The sequence below is a fragment of the Paraburkholderia sp. BR10937 genome (assembly GCF_040965695.1).
Lineage (GTDB): Bacteria > Pseudomonadota > Gammaproteobacteria > Burkholderiales > Burkholderiaceae > Paraburkholderia.
This window is the reverse complement of the sequence record NZ_JBFRCL010000104.1, coordinates 1-15,599: the sequence shown is the minus strand read 5'-3', so window position 1 is coordinate 15,599 and position 15,599 is coordinate 1. Positions and strand designations below refer to the sequence as shown.

Here is a 15,599-nt window from a genome sequence, read left to right as displayed (position 1 = left end):
CATATCTGCCACCCCTATCCGAGTCAGCGTCTGATCGTCACGACCCAAGGCAGGAGCCGTATGCGGTAGCTCCGCACGTACGGATCTGTGGAGGGGGTGATGGGTGACCATCGTTCCTACTCCGACCCTCGCACGGCGTCATGCTGGTCCACATGTATGCGCAGCGCCTGCGCAGCGGATCCGTGACGGCGGCATCGCGGGCCGCCGTGACCCATGACCACGGCGCCTGCGTGGTGCTCGACGCCGCAAACATGCTGGGCCAGCTTTCCGCGCGACAGGCGGTCGCGATCGCGAGGGAGCGGGCCGCCGAGCACGGCATCGGCGCCGTGGCAGTACGCAACGCCTTTCACTTCGGCGCGGCGGGACGGTATGCGCGGGCCCTGGCAAGCGATGGCTGCGTCGGCATCGCGATGTCCAACACACGTCCGCTGATGCCCGCGCCAGGTGGCGCCCAGAGCGTCGTCGGCAACAACCCGCTGGCTATCGCGGTACCCGGTGACGACGGCATTCCGATGGAACTCGATATGGCGATGAGCGCTAGCGCGATGGGCAAGATCCGGCTGGCCGCCGCCGCCGGCCGCGAGATTCCGGCTGGCTGGGCCACCGACGCGCAAGGCGTGCCCACCACGGACGCGGCCGCCGCCATCGCCGGCATGCTGCTTCCGGCCGCCGGCCCCAAGGGCTTCGGCCTCGCCTTCATGGTCGACCTGCTGTGCGGCGGCCTGTCCGGCGGCGCCACCGGCGCGGCGGTGCAACCGCTCTATGGCGACAGCGCCATTCCCTACAACTGCGCGCACTTTTTCCTCGCGATCGATGTGGCGCATTTCCGCGACGCCGGCGCGTTCGCGCGCACCGTCAGCGACGCGGCGGCCGTGGTGCGCTCGTCGCGGCGCGCGCCCGGCACGGAACGTCTTTATGCCCCCGGCGAGATTGGCTGGGCGAGGCGTGCCGAATCCGGCGGCGCTTGCCGCGTCGAGCGGCCGGTGCTGATCGAACTCGCCGCCCTGGCGCGCGCGCTCACGGCCGCGCTGCCTTCTTCGATTGCCAACCTTGTGAACGATACGGACCTGACAGCATGAAAACGCAAATTCTCACCGGCGAACTGCGCAAACCCAACGGCCACTTCTCGCAGGCCACCACCATCGAGGCCAGCGGCAAGCTGGTCTTCATCTCCGGCATGACGGCGCGCCGGCCCGACGGCTCGATCGCCGGCATCGGCGACGTCGTAGCCCAGACCCGGCAAGTCTGCGAGAACCTGAGCGCCGCCGTGAAAGCCGCCGGCGGCTCGCTCGACGACATCTGTCGCGTCGATGTGTACGTGCGCAACATCGAGCATTTCGACCGGATCCACGACGTGCGCCGCGAGTTTTTCAAGGCGCCGCTGCCGGCTTCGACCATGGTCGAGGTCAGCAAGCTGGTCTCGCCGGAATACCTGATCGAGATCAGCGCAATCGCGGTTCTGCCGCAAGCCTGAGCCACGTATCGGAGTCCGAATCATGCGATTTGCAAGTTTCATCTACGAGGGCCGGGCGCGCATCGGCGTGGTCGAAGGCGAGCAAGTGGCCCCGTTGCCGCTGTCTATGGGCGACCTGCGGGACGTGATCACCGGTGGCCAGGATGCGCTGTGCAGCATCGCCAGCGCGTTGTGCGACGGCACGCTGGAGTGCATCGCACTCGATGGCCTGCGCCTGCTGCCGCCGCTGCAGCGCTTGCAGCGCGATGTGCTTTGTGTCGGCTGGAACTACTGGGACCATTTTCTGGAAGGCGAAGGCAAGCGTGAGGGGCAGGACGTACCGCGTCCCGAAGCCCCGACCTTCTTCAGCAAGAGCCCGCACACCCTCATCGGACCGCGCGACGACATCGCTTTCGATCCGCGCATCTCGGCCAAATGGGACTACGAGGCCGAACTCGCGCTAGTCATCGGCACCGAAGGTCGCAGCATCGCCGCGAGAGACGCCATGCGGCACGTCTGGGGCTACTGCCTCGCAAACGACATCTCGCAGCGCGACCTGCAACGCCGTCACGGCGGCCAGTGGCAGAAGGGAAAGAGCATCGACAGCACCATGCCGGTGGGGCCGTTCCTGGTGACGGCCGATGAGATCGATCCGCGCGAAGTGCGGCTGCAATGCCTGGTGAACGGCGAGTTGCTGCAGGACGCCTCGGTGTCGCAGATGGCTTTCGCCATTCCCGAACTGATCGCCGAGTTGTCGTTCGGTATGACGCTGCATGCGGGCGATCTCGTCCTGACCGGCACGCCGGCGGGCGTGGGCAACGCACGCGAGCCGCAGGTGTTCCTGCAAGCCGGCGACGTCGTGACCGTGCGCGGTACGGGCCTGGGCGAACTGGTCAACCGCGTGGTCGAGACCGACCTGTACGGGCAATCGAGTGTCATGGACATGCGGAGGCGCCCATGAAAGCCAGTTTCGATGCGAGCGGCGACGTGATCGTCATCACCGGCGGCGCGAACGGCATCGGCGCCGCGCTTGCGCGTGCCTGCGCGGGGGCGGGCGCAACGGTGATCGTCTGCGACGTGGACGAGCACGCCGCGGCGGCGTTGCTGGCCGCCGAGCCGCGGCTGCAGTTTGCCCGCCTCGATGTCAGCGACCGCGATGCCGTGATGGCCGCCATGCAGTCCATCGAGAACGAACATGGCCGCATCGACGGTCTGGTCTGCGGTGCGGCGGTGCAGCCGCGTCGGGCTGTGCATGAAACAACGCCGGCCGACTGGCAGCGTACGCTCGGCATCAATCTCGATGGCGTGGTGTGGTGCTACCAGGCGGCGATGCCCGGCATGATCCGCCGCCGGCGCGGCAGCGTACTGGCGTTCTCGTCGGGGCTGGCCCATAGCGGCTGGGCCGAGTCCGCCGCCTATGCCGCCAGCAAAGCCGCACTGGTGGCGTTCATCAAGAGTGCGGCGAAGGAGGTGGCCCGGCACCGGGTGCGCGTCAACCTGATCGCCCCCGGCGTCATCGACACGCCCCAGTACCGCCATGCCAATGCCGGAAGCGACGACGCGCACTGGGCTGCCACGCTCGGGGTCGGCCAGCCGGAAGACGTCACGGGGCCGCTGATGTTCCTGCTATCCGATGCCGCCACCATGACCGCGTCGGTGCTCAGCCGGGACTATGCCTGGCACGCCAGCGAACCAGCAGGGCGCGAGCAATGACATTCACCGGAGAACAACAACCATGCAGCCTGTATTGATCGTTGGCGCAGGGCCGATCGGGCTGACCGCGGCGCTCGGCCTTGCCTGTTACGGCATTCCCTTTCTGCTGTTCGAGGAAGACGGCAGCCTGTCGCTCGACACCAAGGCCGGCACGCTGCTGACGCGCACGCTGGAAGCCTTTCGCCGCTATGGCGTCGCTGATGCCGTGCTGGAGCGTGCGCTTCGGGTCGAAGAGATCGGCGAGATCGAACGGGAGAGCAATCTCTCGCAGTCGTCCGTGCGCACGGCCGTGCTGCGCGACGAGACCCGTTACCCGTTCGTGGTCAACCTGCCGCAGCACCATCTCGAGCCGATCCTGCGCGACGCAGTGGAGCGTGTGCCGCAAGGCCGCGTGCTGATGCAGCACCGCCTGGTGTCGTTCGACTCCGGCGCCAGCGGTGTGCAGGCCATCTTCGACACGCCCGATGGCCCGCAGCGCTTCGAGGGCAGCTACCTGCTGGCGTGCGACGGCGGTCGCAGCACGGTGCGCGCGCAATGCGGCGTTCCGGTGGTCGGCACGTCGCTCGATGTGCGCTACATGCTGGTGGATCTCAAGGTCGACCTCGATGTAGCCAATCCGCGGGACTATCCTTATCTCGCGTACTTCTCGGATGCGCAGGAGTGGATGATCCTGGTGCGGCAGCCGCACTGCTGGCGCTTCCTCTATCCGCTCGCCAGGGATGCAGGCGAACCGACCGACGAGGCGCTGCGCAGCAAGGTGCTGCGCTTCATCGGCAAGGTCGACAAGGTCGAGTTGCTGGGGCGGGTGAGCTACCGCGTGCACCACCGCATTGCGAGCCAGTGGCGGCGCGACCGCGTGTTCCTGATGGGCGACGCTGCGCATCTGATTACGCCGATGTGGGCACTCGGCCTCAATACCGGCGTGCTGGATGCCATCAGCCTGCCATGGCGCCTCGCGTGGGTGCTGCGCGGCTGGGCCGACAGCAGCCTGCTGGATGGCTACGAGCGCGAACAGCGCCCGGTCGCGTCGGAAGGTGCCGGCGAAATGGCCGAGGCCGCGCGCCACCACATGGCCATGCAGGGCGAGGCGAATCCCACCGCGGCGCTGCAGGACTGGGGCAATGCCTATACGCGCACGCTGCTGGGCGTGCGGCTGGATATCAACGGCAGCGGCGACTGGTCGATGATCCGCACGGAAGCCGAGCCGCCGCCGCTGCAGGTAGGCGAGCGCATCCCGGACTTTCTGCTGCATGGCCCCGCCGGCCGTCCAGTCCGGGTCCACGACCTGGTCGACGGCAATTTCCTCGCGCTGTACTTCGATGACGTGCGCCGCCAGCCGCAGATTCCACACAACACGTCCCCCGCCTTGCGTCACTTCGTGGTGTCGCGCTGGGACGCTCCCCTCGACTCCGGCCTGCGCGACCGCGCGCTGCTCGATGTCGGCAACCAGCTGCGCGAGCGCCTCGGCGTGGCGGACGGCACGCTGGTGCTGATTCGTCCCGACGACCATGTCGCCGCCATCGTGCCGATCGCGCCGCAACGTGCCGAAGACCTCTATGCATCCATCGTCGGCGCGCCCGTGCCGCAAGGGAGTTCGTAATGATCCATCGCCCCAGCGTGCTCGGCCTGAATGGCTTTGGCCTGGAAGTACCGGACCTGGGCGCCGCCCGGGCCTTCTACGAGACCTTCGGCCTCGAGGCTTCGACGGTGCAGCCCGGCGTGCTGCGCATGCGCTCGCCGGGCCGCAGCAACGACGAACTGGTGTTGTCGGCCGGCGCGGGCAAGCGGCTGCATCACGTGTCTTTCTACTTTGATCCGCTGCAGCGCGCGGCCTTCATCGAGAAGCTGACACAGGCAGGACTCGACGTCCTGGAGCAGGCGCCGCCCGGCGGCCACCGCGACGGCCTGTGGTTTCAGGATCCGTGGGGCACCTGGATTCACCTCAGCCCGGATCTGCCAGTGTCGCTTGCGGAGCCGGCCGCCGATGCCGTCGTGCGCCGGCCGGTGGACGTCGCGGCGTGGCAGTCGCTGGAAGGCGGGCGACCGCCGCGCAAGTTAGGTCATGTGCTGATCTTCACCCCCGAGCTGGCAAGCGCCGAGCGCTTCCTGTGCGAGACGCTCGGCCTGCGTGTGGCCGACAGGGCAGTCGGGAAGGTGAGCTTCCTCGCTGCGGGTGAGGGCGTGATCGACCACCACTGTTTCGGGCTGGTCGCCAGTACGCATCGCGGCTTCCAGCATGCCAGCTTCCAGGTGGGCGGGATCGACGACATCGGCCTCGGTGCCTGGCGCATGCGCCAGGCGGGTTACCGGGACAGCTTCGGCCCGGGACGGCATGCGCTGGCGTCGAACCTGTTCCAGTACGTACGGGATCCGTGGGGTAGCTGGGTGGAGTACTACGCCGACATGGACAAGATCAGTGACCAATGGGTCAGCCGGGACTGGACGGTCCTGCCGTACATCTGGGGCCCGACGTGGTCGCCGGAATTCTGGGGAGGGGAGATGAATGCCAATCTGGAGCCACGGTGACCCCGCGTATGGATTGTCGGAAGACGAAGGAAAACCCATGTCCTCGATCGCATTGGATGTCCATACCCACCTTGTGCCTGGCGGCACGGCTGCATTGCCGCCATTGGACGGTGTCGTCAGGCGGCCTGCCGACGGTGTGATGGTGATCGACGGTCAGCCGCTGATGGCCGAGGACCTGTATCACCCCGAGCGGTTGCTCGCCTGGATGGAGGTCAACGGCGTGCAGCGTGCGCTGGTCTCGGTGCCGCCGCCGCTCTACCGGCAGCACCTGGACGCCGTCGCGGCCCACGCCTGGGCCTGTTACCTCAACGATGGCCTGCTCGAGATCGCCAATCGCCAGAGTGCAAAGCTGGGTGCCTTGCTGCACTTGCCGATGGAGCACCCGGCGGTGGCGCAGGCGCTGGCCGCGTGTTATGGCGAGTCGGCTCATGCAGGCTACGCGCTGGCGGCAGGAGGCGTTGATGCCGTCGATTACGGGGATCCGGCGCGCCGTCCGCTGTGGGAGAGGCTGGACGCGCAGGGCGCCTTCGTCTTCCTCCATCCGGCACACTCTTGCGACTGCAGGCTCACACGGCATTACATGGAGAACTTGCTTGGTAATCCTTACGAGACCGCGGTGGCGGCGTCGCAGCTTGTGATGGCGGATGTCCCGAGGCAGTACCCGCGCATCCGCTTCTGTCTGGCGCACGCTGGCGGCGCATTCCCGGCTGTGTGCGGGCGCTTGCAGCGCGGCCTCGAGAGCGGGCGTCCGGGAGTGCCGCCACGGATCGAGCCTCCCTTGCAGGCGGCGAGGCGCTTCTTCGCCGATTGCATTGCGCACCAGCCTGCCGGCCTGCGGCTGGCACAGGAGGTGTTCGGCCGCCCCAATGTGCTGTTCGGGTCGGACTGGCCGTTTCCCATGGGCATCCCCACGCCGGGCACCGATGACACCGTGCGCGTGTGGAGGCAAGACGCGACGCCGTAACAACCCGGCGCACACACCACAACAGGCAGAGAACGAGAATCAAGGAGACAACATGAATGTGGAACAAGGATCAGCCACGGCCGGTATGCCGGTGGCTGCCGATGCGCGGCGGGCGATGTTGCGCAAGACCGTCATGACATCGATCGTCGGGCAGGCACTCGAGTGGTATGACTTCTTTCTGTATGGCACGGCCGCGGCGCTGATCTTCGGCAAGCTGTTCTTTCCGATCGGCACCGATCCGCTGGTGGGCACGCTGGCGGCGTTCGGCGGCTTCGCGGTGGGGTTCGTCGCGCGCCCGCTCGGCGGCGTGATCTGCGGCCACGTGGGCGACCGCTACGGTCGCAAGCTGGTGCTGGTTCTGACGCTGATCGTGATGGGGCTTGCCACCGCCCTGATGGGTCTCCTGCCGACGTATCAGCAGATCGGGATATGGGCGCCGGTGCTGCTGGTGTTGCTGCGCCTCCTGCAAGGGCTGGCCGCTGGCGGCGAATGGAGCGGCAGCATCCTGTTGATCAGTGAGAATGCGCCGCCGACGCGCCGTGGCTTCCTGTCTGCCTGGAGCCCGAGCGGGGCGACCGTCGGCTTCGTGCTGTCGGCAGTCGCTTTCTGGGCGGCGCAGAAGCTGCCTGCCGAAGACTTCATGAACTGGGGATGGCGCGTCCCGTTCCTCGCCAGCATCGTGCTGGTCCTGGCGGGCTACTACATCCGCAGCCGGATTCCCGAAAGCGCGGAGTTCGTGGCGGTCAGGCGCAGCGGCCACGGTGTGCGCCTGCCCGTGATCGAAGTGCTGCGCCAGCAGCCGAAGGAAGTGCTGATGGTGGTGGGGCTGCGCATGGCGGAAGGCGGCGCGTCCTACATCTTCTTCGCATTCTCGCTCGCCTATGGCGCTCATCTTGGCATTCCTAACCAGGTCATGCTGAAAGGGTTGACGATCTCGATGGTGCTGGTCATGGGCACCGCACTGGCCTATGGCCACCTGTCCGACCGAATCGGCCGACGCACCGTCTATATGGCGGGCGCGGTCGGTGTGACGCTGGTGGCGTTCCCGTTCTTCTGGCTGATCGATACCCGCCAGCCGTCCATGGTGCTGCTTGCCTACGTGCTGGCCGACTCCGTGGTGCTGGCCGCCATGGTCGGGGTGCAGCCGAGCTACATGGCGGAATTGTTCCGCACTGAAGTGCGCTACTCGGGCATGGGCGTTGGCCGCGAACTGTCGTCAGTGATCGGCGGCGGCATGGCGCCGATGGTCGCCACGGCTCTGCTGGCGGAGTACCACTCGGCGACGCCTGTCGCGCTCTATCTGATCGTGCTGGGAGGCATCACGGTAATCGCGCTGATGTTCACGCCGGAAACGCTGCCCCGCGAGGCGCGCAGGCGCGGCGAACAGGCATGAGCGAAGGGAACGCGATGACGACCCCGACTTCACCCCTGGCTACGCCGATCGCACAGCGGCTCGTTTTCGATCTGGTGCGCGGAGAGGTGCGTGACCATGATCGCCGCTACCTGCTGATGCGCCCCGATGTCCTCATGGGCATGCTGGAATTGCTCGATGACACCACGCGCGCGCGAGTGCTGTGTGCCTTCGCCGACTCGACGGCCCAGCACGGCAAGCGCAGCATCCTCGCCTATCTCGACGGCCTGCCCGGTCGCGGGGCGGGCGACGGCAATGCGCTGCTCGATCTGATCTGCGAAACGTCGCCCGCGCTTGGCTGGGGGCGGTGGGACTTCGAGCGCAGCGGCGACTGCCTTGTCCTCAATGTTTTCAACAGCCCCTTTGCCACCGGCTATGGGCGGGCCACCCAGCCGGTCTGCGCGCCGATCGCAGGCATGTTTCGCACGGTCGCCGCGATTGTGTTGGGGCAACCTGTGCGGGTGCAGGAAACCGGGTGCGCCGCCGTGCATCCAAATGCCACTTGCCGTTTTGTCGCCCGCCCGGCACTGGCGAGCAACGAGGAAGGAGACTTGACATGACCCGCTACCGGGACGATGCCGGCGCCATCCGCGCGCTGGTGCAGGAAGACCGCGTGCACCGAGACGTCTACCTCAGCGAGGAGTTGTTCCGCCTCGAGCAGGAACGCTTGTTCCAGCGCAGCTGGAATTACGTCGGTCACGCAAGCCAGGTGCCGGAGCCGGGCGATTACTACACCACCGAAGTCGCCGGCCAACCATTGATCCTGGTGCGCCAGCCGGACCGCAGCCTGCGTGTGCTGATGAACCGCTGTGCCCACAAAGGTGCGCGACTGGTTTGCCAGGTGCAAGGCAACACCGGCAAAGTCTTTCGTTGTCCGTACCACGCGTGGGCCTACAAGACCGACGGCGCCTTGCTGGCCGTGCCGCTGAAGACCGGCTATGAACACACCCGTATGCATGCCTGCGAGTCCGGAGCTGGCCTGGTGGCGCCACGCATGGCGGTGCATCGTGGTTTTGTCTTCACTTGTTTGTCGGCGGACGGCCCGGAGTTTTCGGATTACCTCGGTCCCGTGCTGACGGTGCTCGACAGTCTCGCCGACCGCTCCCCCATGGGCGAACTGCAAATTGCCGGCGGCTGCCTGCGCAGCGTGATGCGGTGCAACTGGAAGATGTACCTCGAGAACGTCAATGATTCCGTGCACCCGGTTTCCACGCACGAGTCGGTCTCGGCGACGGCCAGGTCCGTGCAGGACACGCGGCCGGCCGACGCGCCCGAGTCGATGGCCCTGCAGCAACTGCTGCCATTCGGCTCGAGCTATGACTTCTTCACGAGGACCGGCGCGCGCATCTATCCGAACGGGCACAGCGTGCTGGGTATCCACGCCAGCATCCATTCGGAATACAAAATTCCGGTGGACTACCGGCACGCGCTGGAGGCGGCCCATGGCGCGCAGCGAACCGCTGAAATTCTCGGCTTCGCGCCGCAGAACGTGGTCCTGTTTCCGTCACTCGCGCTCAAGGGATCGCCGCAGACGCTGCGTGTGATCAAGCCGCTTGGCGTGGATCGTACCCTGGTCGAGGTCTGGGCGCTGGCACCCAAAGGGGCGCCGCAGGCGTTGCTCGAGCGCACGCTGACCTACAACCGGCTGACGTTCTCGCCGATGTCGGTGGTGGCGCATGACGACATCCATATATTCGAGGGCGTCCAGAGATCGCTGGCCGCCCAGGGCAATCCATGGATCAGCCTGCATCGCGAGTACCGCGATGGCGAACAGCTGGAGCCCGAGCAGGAGGTGAGCGGCACCAACGAGCTGCTGATGCGCAACCAGTTTCGCACGTGGGCGACGCTGATGACGGCGGATGCGAAAGGAGCATCGGCATGACCGGCTCCGACGCAACGATCGAACTGGTGGTCGACGAAGTGATTCCGCTGACTGGCACCATCACCGAGTTCCGCCTGCGGGATCCGGAGGGCAGGGCGCTGCCGGGGTACGCCGCAGGGGCCCATCTGCGCGTGCGGGTCGCGCCAGGCGGGACCGCGGACTGGCGGCATTACTCGCTGATCAACGGCACGGTGGGCGCCACGCTGGCGCCTGAGGTCTACCGCATCGCCGTGCGGCGCGAAGACAATGGCCTGGGCGGCTCTCGCTGGATGCACACAATGCTGAAGCCTGGCAGCCGGTTGCTGACCAGCCAGCCGCGCAACGCCTTTGTGCTCGACGCGGATGCCGAAGACGCCGTGCTGATTGCCGGTGGCATCGGGGTCACGCCCATTGTGTCGATGGCGGCCGCGTGGGCGGCCGCCGGGCGGCGCTACCGCGTGCACTACAGCGCCCGCGACACCCGCCAGCTGGCATTTGCGCAGGAGCTGCGCGGCATCGCCGGCGCGCACCTGTCGCTTTACGCCGACGAGGGCGTACTGCCGGTGCTGGATATCGCGGCACTGTTGCAAGGCCTGCGTCCCGGCCAGCCCCTCTACGTCTGTGGCCCGGCGGGGATGATCGACGCGGTGCTTGCGCAGGCGTGCGCGCGCGGTTGGGCTCGCGAGGACATTCACTTCGAGCGGTTTGCCGCGCCGGCGGCCGCGACGTCCGACACCGGCTTTGAAATCGAGCTGCGCCAGTCGGGTCGCACACTCACGGTAGCGGCCGGGGAATCGATTCTTGACGCCATGCTGGCGGCGGGCCTCGACCCGCTTTACGACTGCAAGCGCGGCGAATGCGGGCTGTGCAGGACGACAGTGCTGGAGGGGGCGCTCGATCACCGCGACTATTGCCTCACTGAGTCGGAACGGCAGGCAGGCAACGTGATGCAAATCTGCGTGTCGCGGGCCGCCTGCGCGCGGCTGGTGCTCGATGCATGAAAGGGAGCAGGAACATCATGGGTAAATACCGGGACAATCCTGAAGCCCTGCGCCGGCTGGTGCAGGACGAGCAGGTCCATCGGGACGTCTATCTCGATGAGGAGGTCTTCGCGCTGGAAATGGAGCGGCTCTGGTCACGGGCGTGGGTGTACGTCGGTCACGACGGACATCGCCGGGCAGCCCGTCATCATGGTGCGGCAGCCCGATGGCACGGTGAAAGTCCTGCGCAACCGGTGCGCACACAAGGGCGCCCGGCTGATTTCGCAGGCCAGCGGGAATGTCGGTCGCTTCTTCCGTTGCCCGTATCACGCGTGGACCTACAAGATGGATGGCGCGCTGCTGTCGATACCGCTGCGGCAAGGCTACGAGGGCACCAGCCTGGACGCCTGCCCCGCGAGCCGGGGCATGGGCGCGTTGCGGCACGTGGCGAGCTATCGCGGCTTCGTGTTTGCCCGCCTGGCTGACGACGGTCCGGAATTCCACGCCTACTTTGGCGAGGCGCTGACGTCCATCGACAACATGGCCGATCGCGCGCCGGAGGGCGAGCTAGAGGTCGCGGGGGGCGTACTGCGCTACACCCACGACTGCAACTGGAAGATGTTCATCGAGAACCTGAACGACACCATGCACCCCATGGTGGCGCACGAGTCGTCTGCCGGCACGGCAAGACAGCTGTGGGCCGGCGAGCCGCAAGACGAGCCCTTGCCGATGGCGATCGAACAGCTGGTGCCCTTTACGTCGGGCTATGCGTTCTCCGACGAGATGGGCGTGAGGGTGTTCGCCAACGGGCACAGTTACACGGGAGTCGGCACGGTGTCATTGCATGCCGACTATGTCCGCATGCCCGAATACGAGGAGCGCATGGCCGAGGTCTATGGTGTGACACGTGCCGCGGAGATCCTCGCGACGGTGCGGCACAATACCGTCTTCTATCCGAGCCTGACCATCAAGGGCGCTATCCAGGCGATCCGCGTGGTGCGGCCGGCGGCACCCGGCAAGACGATCGTCGAATCGTGGGCCTTCCGACCCAAGGGTGCGCCGGAAGACCTGTTGCGCCGCACGCTGATGTACACGCGGCTGATCAACTCGCCGATGTCCGTAGTCGGCCACGACGACCTGCACGCCTACCGCGCGATGCAGGAAGGGTTGCGTGCAGGCGGCAACGAGTGGGTGAGCCTGCACCGCAACTTCGATGCTGCCGAAGTGGGGCGGGAGGACACCACCGCTAACGGCACGAGCGAGATCTCCATGCGCAATCAGTTCCGCGCATGGGCCCGATACATGACACCGGAAATCCAGCCAGGAGATACAACAAAATGAGCCAGCCCCAACTCGCGACGCCGCCCGCACGGGATGACCTGATCGCCTTCGTCTATGAAGAAGCACGGCTGATCGACGACAAACGCTTCGACGATTGGTTAGCGCTCTTCGCGGACGACGGCCACTACTGGATTCCGCTCGTGCCGGACCAACGGGATGGCATTAACCACGCGTCGCTGATGTACGAAGACCGCCTGCTGCTTCAACTGCGCATCGAGCGCATGCGCAGCCCGCGTGCTTTCTCCCTGCAGCCGGAAAGCCGTTGCCTGCACGTGCTGCAGTGTCCGGAAGTGCTGGCGCAGGACCACGACAGCGGTACGTATCTCACGCGCACCCGCTATATCTACGTGGAGACGCGCGGCGATGAACAGCAGGTTTATGCCTGCACCGCTGAGCACACTCTCGTGCTGCGCGACGGCATGCTGAAGGTGCGACAGAAACGGGTCAACCTGCTGAACTGCGATGCCGCGTTGCCCTCGGTCCAGCTTTTTATGTAGGGCTACTGGTGCGGCGCGCGGCGCGCCGCTGAATGCCTAATCTGCTTCTGCCGAGGTAAGCGCTAGAGGTTGGTCAGTTTAAATACGATACGGATTCCTCATTCAGATAGTCAAACCATGGCAGCATCCATATTGTGTCGCTCGTTGCCTCGTGCGAGAATTATGTAATCCAGATTAATTTCGATCGACCGTGATGCTAAGAATCGCTGCCAAATGGTTCGAGTGCAAGCAGTTAGACGACGACATCTATCTGTTCTGGGAGCCACATGTGATCCCCTTGTTCCGGTGCAACATCTGGTACGTGCGTGGCCGTGATCGCGATCTGATTATCGACTCTGGGATGGGCTTTTCGAGCCTCAAGGAGGCCGGCAAGCACCTTTTTGGCAAACGCACGGCAGCGATCGCGACGCACGCGCATCTCGATCACGTGGGGAATCTTCACGAGTTTGACGAATGCATGGTCCATCGGCTCGAGGCGCCGGGGCTGCGGACGCCGCAATGGTCATATACACTCGCGGACGACCGCTTCAATCCCGAGTACTTCAAGAGTGCATTTGCCGATTACCCATACGAGGGCTCCGTCGTGGATGCGTTGCCGCACGCGGGGTATGAACTCGCGAGCTGGCACATTAAGCCGGCTAATGTGACACGCGAGCTCGTCGACGGTGACAGCATCGATACGGGCGACCGGCATTTCGAGGTGCTGCATCTGCCGGGACATTCACCGGGCAGCATCGGCCTTTGGGAAGCGCGTACACAAACGCTATTTTCGGGGGATGCGATCTATGATGGTCCATTGATCGACGACCTTCATCACTCGTCGGTGCCGGATTACGTGAAGACCATGCAGCGTCTCTCGCGTTTGCCAGTCAAGGTCGTCCACGGCGGCCATGACGCGAGCTTCACCAGGGAGCGGCTCCTCGAACTCGTCGGTATGTATCTCGAGCGAGTCGGTGCGTGAGCGGATGGGGGCCGCATGCCGGCGCTCGCTTCGCGACCGCTCAGAAGGCGTAAATGAACTGCATGGCGAACAAGTCATTCACCTTGGCGTACGAGCCATCATTGCGGAGGAAGACCTGGTTGTTTGCCCAATCGTGCCGATACTCGACCTTCACCGTTATTTGCTGCGTCGCATAGAAGAGCAGATTCAGCGCAACGTCCTGACGAACCGCCCCCTTGCATTCGAATCCGAGACCGCCGTTCGCCCTGGAGTTTGCCAGGCAGTCCGCGCCGATGCCAAAACCGTTGTAAGGGTCCATGCCGTTGCCGTTCAGGAATATGCCCCCACCCCCACCACCGTTCCGGCTATTAACCAGGAGGTCATAGCGTGCGGTGGCGCCCATGCGGCCGACGACCGGCATCGAGAACTTGCGGTGTGCAAGCAATGACAAGCCATACCACTGTGCATTGCCGCCATTGAACGCGGCGCGTTGCTGCGCGCCATAGTCGGCCTCGGCATTGACCTGCGCATCGGCAAGTGTGTAAGTGGCGTCGAGCTCGCCGAATATGAAGTATCCGCCCGAACTCGATGCCTGGCCGCCCGCCCCAAAAACGGTGCGACCTGTCACCGGATCGTGGGCGCTCGGCAACGTCTGCCGGCCGATGGTGAACGAGCCACCGGTGTCGAGCGCCGTGGACCACGTATAGTCGGCTCGCGCGGCGAAGCTCGGCACGCGGTTGCTGGTCGTGACAGGGTCGCCAAGCGCATTCTGTCCTGTCTGCGTGACGGCGCCGTAGGTCCGGGCCTGTTCATTGCCGAGCATGAACTTCCAGGACCACTTGCTGGCTTCTGGCGTGTAATTGAGGCCGACGCCCACGTAGGCGGCCGGGTCCGAGAAGTCATAGAGCAAGTTATGGGTCAGAGTCAGCGTTTGCGTGGACAGCTGATATTCATATCCGCCGAACGCGCTCATCAGACCGGCAAGGAAGGTCGTCGTGCCCGACAACGGCACAGTGACGAATGCCGTGTTGAGAATGTTGTTGCCAATGTTTCCGTGCTCGTTTGCAAGCAGCGAAATGCCATTGCCACGATTGGGCATCAGCGAGAATTCGGCCGCTGGCGCCATGGGGCCGACACCGAAGGTCTTCTTGATGTTGAGGTAGACGTCGCCGATCGTGCTGTTGAAGTACGTATAGGATGACTCGTGATTCACGAAGAGGAACGACGGGGTCCTGGCAGCACGGTTATAGACGTAGGCGGGATCGATATATCCGCTCACCGAGAGTCCGGCGAGCGGTCCCGAGGTGGCCGCATCGGAGAGCGAGTCGACTTTCAACTGCTGGCTCGCGAGCTGCTGCTTCATGTCGGCGAGGTCGCCGTTGGTCAGCCTTGCGGGCGTGTTTCCATAACCGGACGTCGACGCATCGACGATTTGTGGCGCGTTGACGGCTGGCGGTTTCGCGGCGAGTTCGGCCTTCAGCGACTCCACTTCGTTCTGCAGCGCCTTGAGTTCTTGCTGCAGTCCTTCGATCTGCGCGGAGATCGGATCGGCTATCGCGAGACACGGGACGGTACCGCCCACGAGCAGGCAGATCAGTTTCCATCGCATGGAAAGTCTCCTTACTGTGTGGCCTTTGAGTTGGCGTGCGCGCTGGCTGGATAAAGGGCAAAACGAGTCCCGACCCGGGCCCAAATCGGTTGGCGTCGGGGCTGGAGAAGTGCAGCCGCCCGCCAGGGCTTTCCGGCGATGCGGCAAGCCATTAGTCAGTTCGCGATGGTGTCTTTGGGGGGGGTGCCCCTATGTGGTTCGTCAAGCGCTAGGGGCTGACTTGGGTTCGTAAAAGGTGCCGTCTCGCAGCATGGCAAACAGGACGTCGCAGCGTCGCCGTGCCAGTGCGATGAGCGCCTGGTTA

Annotated in this window: 14 protein-coding genes and 1 pseudogene; 14 read left to right on the top strand and 1 reads right to left on the bottom strand. The window is 65.3% G+C overall.

Going from position 1 to position 15,599, the window contains the following annotated elements; translation table 11 throughout:
- Nucleotides 1-140: 140 nt before the first annotated feature.
- The 14 genes and pseudogenes from AB4Y44_RS41410 to AB4Y44_RS41345 all read left to right on the top strand — a co-directional run bounded on the left by AB4Y44_RS41410 (nucleotide 141) and on the right by AB4Y44_RS41345 (nucleotide 13,707).
- Nucleotides 141-1,079, top strand: coding sequence for an Ldh family oxidoreductase (locus AB4Y44_RS41410; RefSeq protein WP_368702713.1), 939 nt, complete (start codon nucleotides 141-143; stop codon nucleotides 1,077-1,079).
- Nucleotides 1,076-1,474: a RidA family protein gene (locus AB4Y44_RS41405; protein WP_368702712.1), complete on the top strand. Its 399-nt coding sequence runs from the start codon at nucleotides 1,076-1,078 to the stop codon at nucleotides 1,472-1,474. The genes AB4Y44_RS41410 and AB4Y44_RS41405 overlap by 4 nt, the downstream gene beginning before the upstream one ends.
- 22 nt (nucleotides 1,475-1,496) lie before the next feature.
- On the top strand, nucleotides 1,497-2,414 hold the full coding sequence (locus tag AB4Y44_RS41400; protein ID WP_368702711.1) for a fumarylacetoacetate hydrolase family protein: 918 nt from the start codon (nucleotides 1,497-1,499) through the stop codon (nucleotides 2,412-2,414).
- A complete protein-coding gene (locus AB4Y44_RS41395; RefSeq protein ID WP_368702710.1) occupies nucleotides 2,411-3,166 on the top strand; it encodes an SDR family NAD(P)-dependent oxidoreductase in 756 nt (251 codons plus the stop codon). Before AB4Y44_RS41400 ends, AB4Y44_RS41395 begins: the two co-directional genes overlap by 4 nt.
- Before the next feature lie 22 nt (nucleotides 3,167-3,188).
- Nucleotides 3,189-4,766, top strand: a complete 1,578-nt coding sequence (locus AB4Y44_RS41390) for an FAD-dependent monooxygenase (RefSeq protein ID WP_368702709.1) — start codon at nucleotides 3,189-3,191, stop codon at nucleotides 4,764-4,766.
- Nucleotides 4,766-5,692, top strand: a complete 927-nt coding sequence (locus AB4Y44_RS41385) for a VOC family protein (RefSeq protein WP_368702708.1) — start codon at nucleotides 4,766-4,768, stop codon at nucleotides 5,690-5,692. Before AB4Y44_RS41390 ends, AB4Y44_RS41385 begins: the two co-directional genes overlap by 1 nt.
- 37 nt (nucleotides 5,693-5,729) lie before the next feature.
- Nucleotides 5,730-6,656 carry an amidohydrolase family protein gene (locus AB4Y44_RS41380; RefSeq protein ID WP_368702707.1) on the top strand — a complete coding sequence of 309 codons (927 nt, stop codon included), beginning with the start codon at nucleotides 5,730-5,732 and terminating at the stop codon, nucleotides 6,654-6,656.
- A gap of 85 nt (nucleotides 6,657-6,741) precedes the next feature.
- A complete protein-coding gene (locus AB4Y44_RS41375) occupies nucleotides 6,742-8,049 on the top strand; it encodes an MFS transporter (protein ID WP_342923726.1) in 1,308 nt (435 codons plus the stop codon).
- The gene (locus tag AB4Y44_RS41370) at nucleotides 8,046-8,627 is read left to right on the top strand and encodes a 4-vinyl reductase (RefSeq protein ID WP_342923727.1); all 582 of its coding nucleotides are present in this window, start codon (nucleotides 8,046-8,048) and stop codon (nucleotides 8,625-8,627) included. Before AB4Y44_RS41375 ends, AB4Y44_RS41370 begins: the two co-directional genes overlap by 4 nt.
- Nucleotides 8,624-9,949: a Rieske 2Fe-2S domain-containing protein gene (locus AB4Y44_RS41365; protein WP_368702706.1), complete on the top strand. Its 1,326-nt coding sequence runs from the start codon at nucleotides 8,624-8,626 to the stop codon at nucleotides 9,947-9,949. Before AB4Y44_RS41370 ends, AB4Y44_RS41365 begins: the two co-directional genes overlap by 4 nt.
- Entirely contained in the window at nucleotides 9,946-10,929 is a 984-nt protein-coding gene (locus AB4Y44_RS41360) for a 2Fe-2S iron-sulfur cluster-binding protein (RefSeq protein WP_368702705.1), read from the top strand. Before AB4Y44_RS41365 ends, AB4Y44_RS41360 begins: the two co-directional genes overlap by 4 nt.
- Before the next feature lie 17 nt (nucleotides 10,930-10,946).
- A pseudogene (locus AB4Y44_RS41355) lies at nucleotides 10,947-12,249 on the top strand (aromatic ring-hydroxylating dioxygenase subunit alpha).
- Entirely contained in the window at nucleotides 12,246-12,746 is a 501-nt protein-coding gene (locus tag AB4Y44_RS41350) for an aromatic-ring-hydroxylating dioxygenase subunit beta (protein ID WP_368702704.1), read from the top strand. The pseudogene AB4Y44_RS41355 and the gene AB4Y44_RS41350 overlap by 4 nt, the downstream one beginning before the upstream one ends.
- A gap of 193 nt (nucleotides 12,747-12,939) precedes the next feature.
- Nucleotides 12,940-13,707 (top strand): MBL fold metallo-hydrolase, encoded by a 768-nt coding sequence (locus AB4Y44_RS41345; RefSeq protein ID WP_368702703.1) that lies wholly within the window; start codon nucleotides 12,940-12,942, stop codon nucleotides 13,705-13,707.
- Between the two features lie 40 nt (nucleotides 13,708-13,747).
- Here the strand turns inward: AB4Y44_RS41345 and AB4Y44_RS41340 are convergent, their stop codons facing one another.
- Complete coding sequence (locus tag AB4Y44_RS41340; protein ID WP_342923792.1) at nucleotides 13,748-15,295, bottom strand: DUF3138 family protein; 1,548 nt, start codon at nucleotides 15,293-15,295, stop codon at nucleotides 13,748-13,750.
- Between the last annotated feature and the right edge of the window lie 304 nt (nucleotides 15,296-15,599).

Excerpts from the sequence above, each read along its gene's own strand:
- AB4Y44_RS41410 (WP_368702713.1), top strand. The coding sequence starts at position 141 with ATGCTGGTCCACATGTATGCGCAGCGCCTGCGCAGCGGATCCGTGACG.
- AB4Y44_RS41405 (WP_368702712.1), top strand. The coding sequence starts at position 1,076 with ATGAAAACGCAAATTCTCACCGGCGAACTGCGCAAACCCAACGGCCAC.
- AB4Y44_RS41400 (WP_368702711.1), top strand. The coding sequence starts at position 1,497 with ATGCGATTTGCAAGTTTCATCTACGAGGGCCGGGCGCGCATCGGCGTG.
- AB4Y44_RS41395 (WP_368702710.1), top strand. The coding sequence starts at position 2,411 with ATGAAAGCCAGTTTCGATGCGAGCGGCGACGTGATCGTCATCACCGGC.
- AB4Y44_RS41390 (WP_368702709.1), top strand. The coding sequence starts at position 3,189 with ATGCAGCCTGTATTGATCGTTGGCGCAGGGCCGATCGGGCTGACCGCG.
- AB4Y44_RS41385 (WP_368702708.1), top strand. The coding sequence starts at position 4,766 with ATGATCCATCGCCCCAGCGTGCTCGGCCTGAATGGCTTTGGCCTGGAA.
- AB4Y44_RS41380 (WP_368702707.1), top strand. The coding sequence starts at position 5,730 with ATGTCCTCGATCGCATTGGATGTCCATACCCACCTTGTGCCTGGCGGC.
- AB4Y44_RS41375 (WP_342923726.1), top strand. The coding sequence starts at position 6,742 with ATGCCGGTGGCTGCCGATGCGCGGCGGGCGATGTTGCGCAAGACCGTC.
- AB4Y44_RS41370 (WP_342923727.1), top strand. The coding sequence starts at position 8,046 with ATGAGCGAAGGGAACGCGATGACGACCCCGACTTCACCCCTGGCTACG.
- AB4Y44_RS41365 (WP_368702706.1), top strand. The coding sequence starts at position 8,624 with ATGACCCGCTACCGGGACGATGCCGGCGCCATCCGCGCGCTGGTGCAG.
- AB4Y44_RS41360 (WP_368702705.1), top strand. The coding sequence starts at position 9,946 with ATGACCGGCTCCGACGCAACGATCGAACTGGTGGTCGACGAAGTGATT.
- AB4Y44_RS41350 (WP_368702704.1), top strand. The coding sequence starts at position 12,246 with ATGAGCCAGCCCCAACTCGCGACGCCGCCCGCACGGGATGACCTGATC.
- AB4Y44_RS41345 (WP_368702703.1), top strand. The coding sequence starts at position 12,940 with ATGCTAAGAATCGCTGCCAAATGGTTCGAGTGCAAGCAGTTAGACGAC.
- AB4Y44_RS41340 (WP_342923792.1), bottom strand. The coding sequence starts at position 15,295 with ATGCGATGGAAACTGATCTGCCTGCTCGTGGGCGGTACCGTCCCGTGT.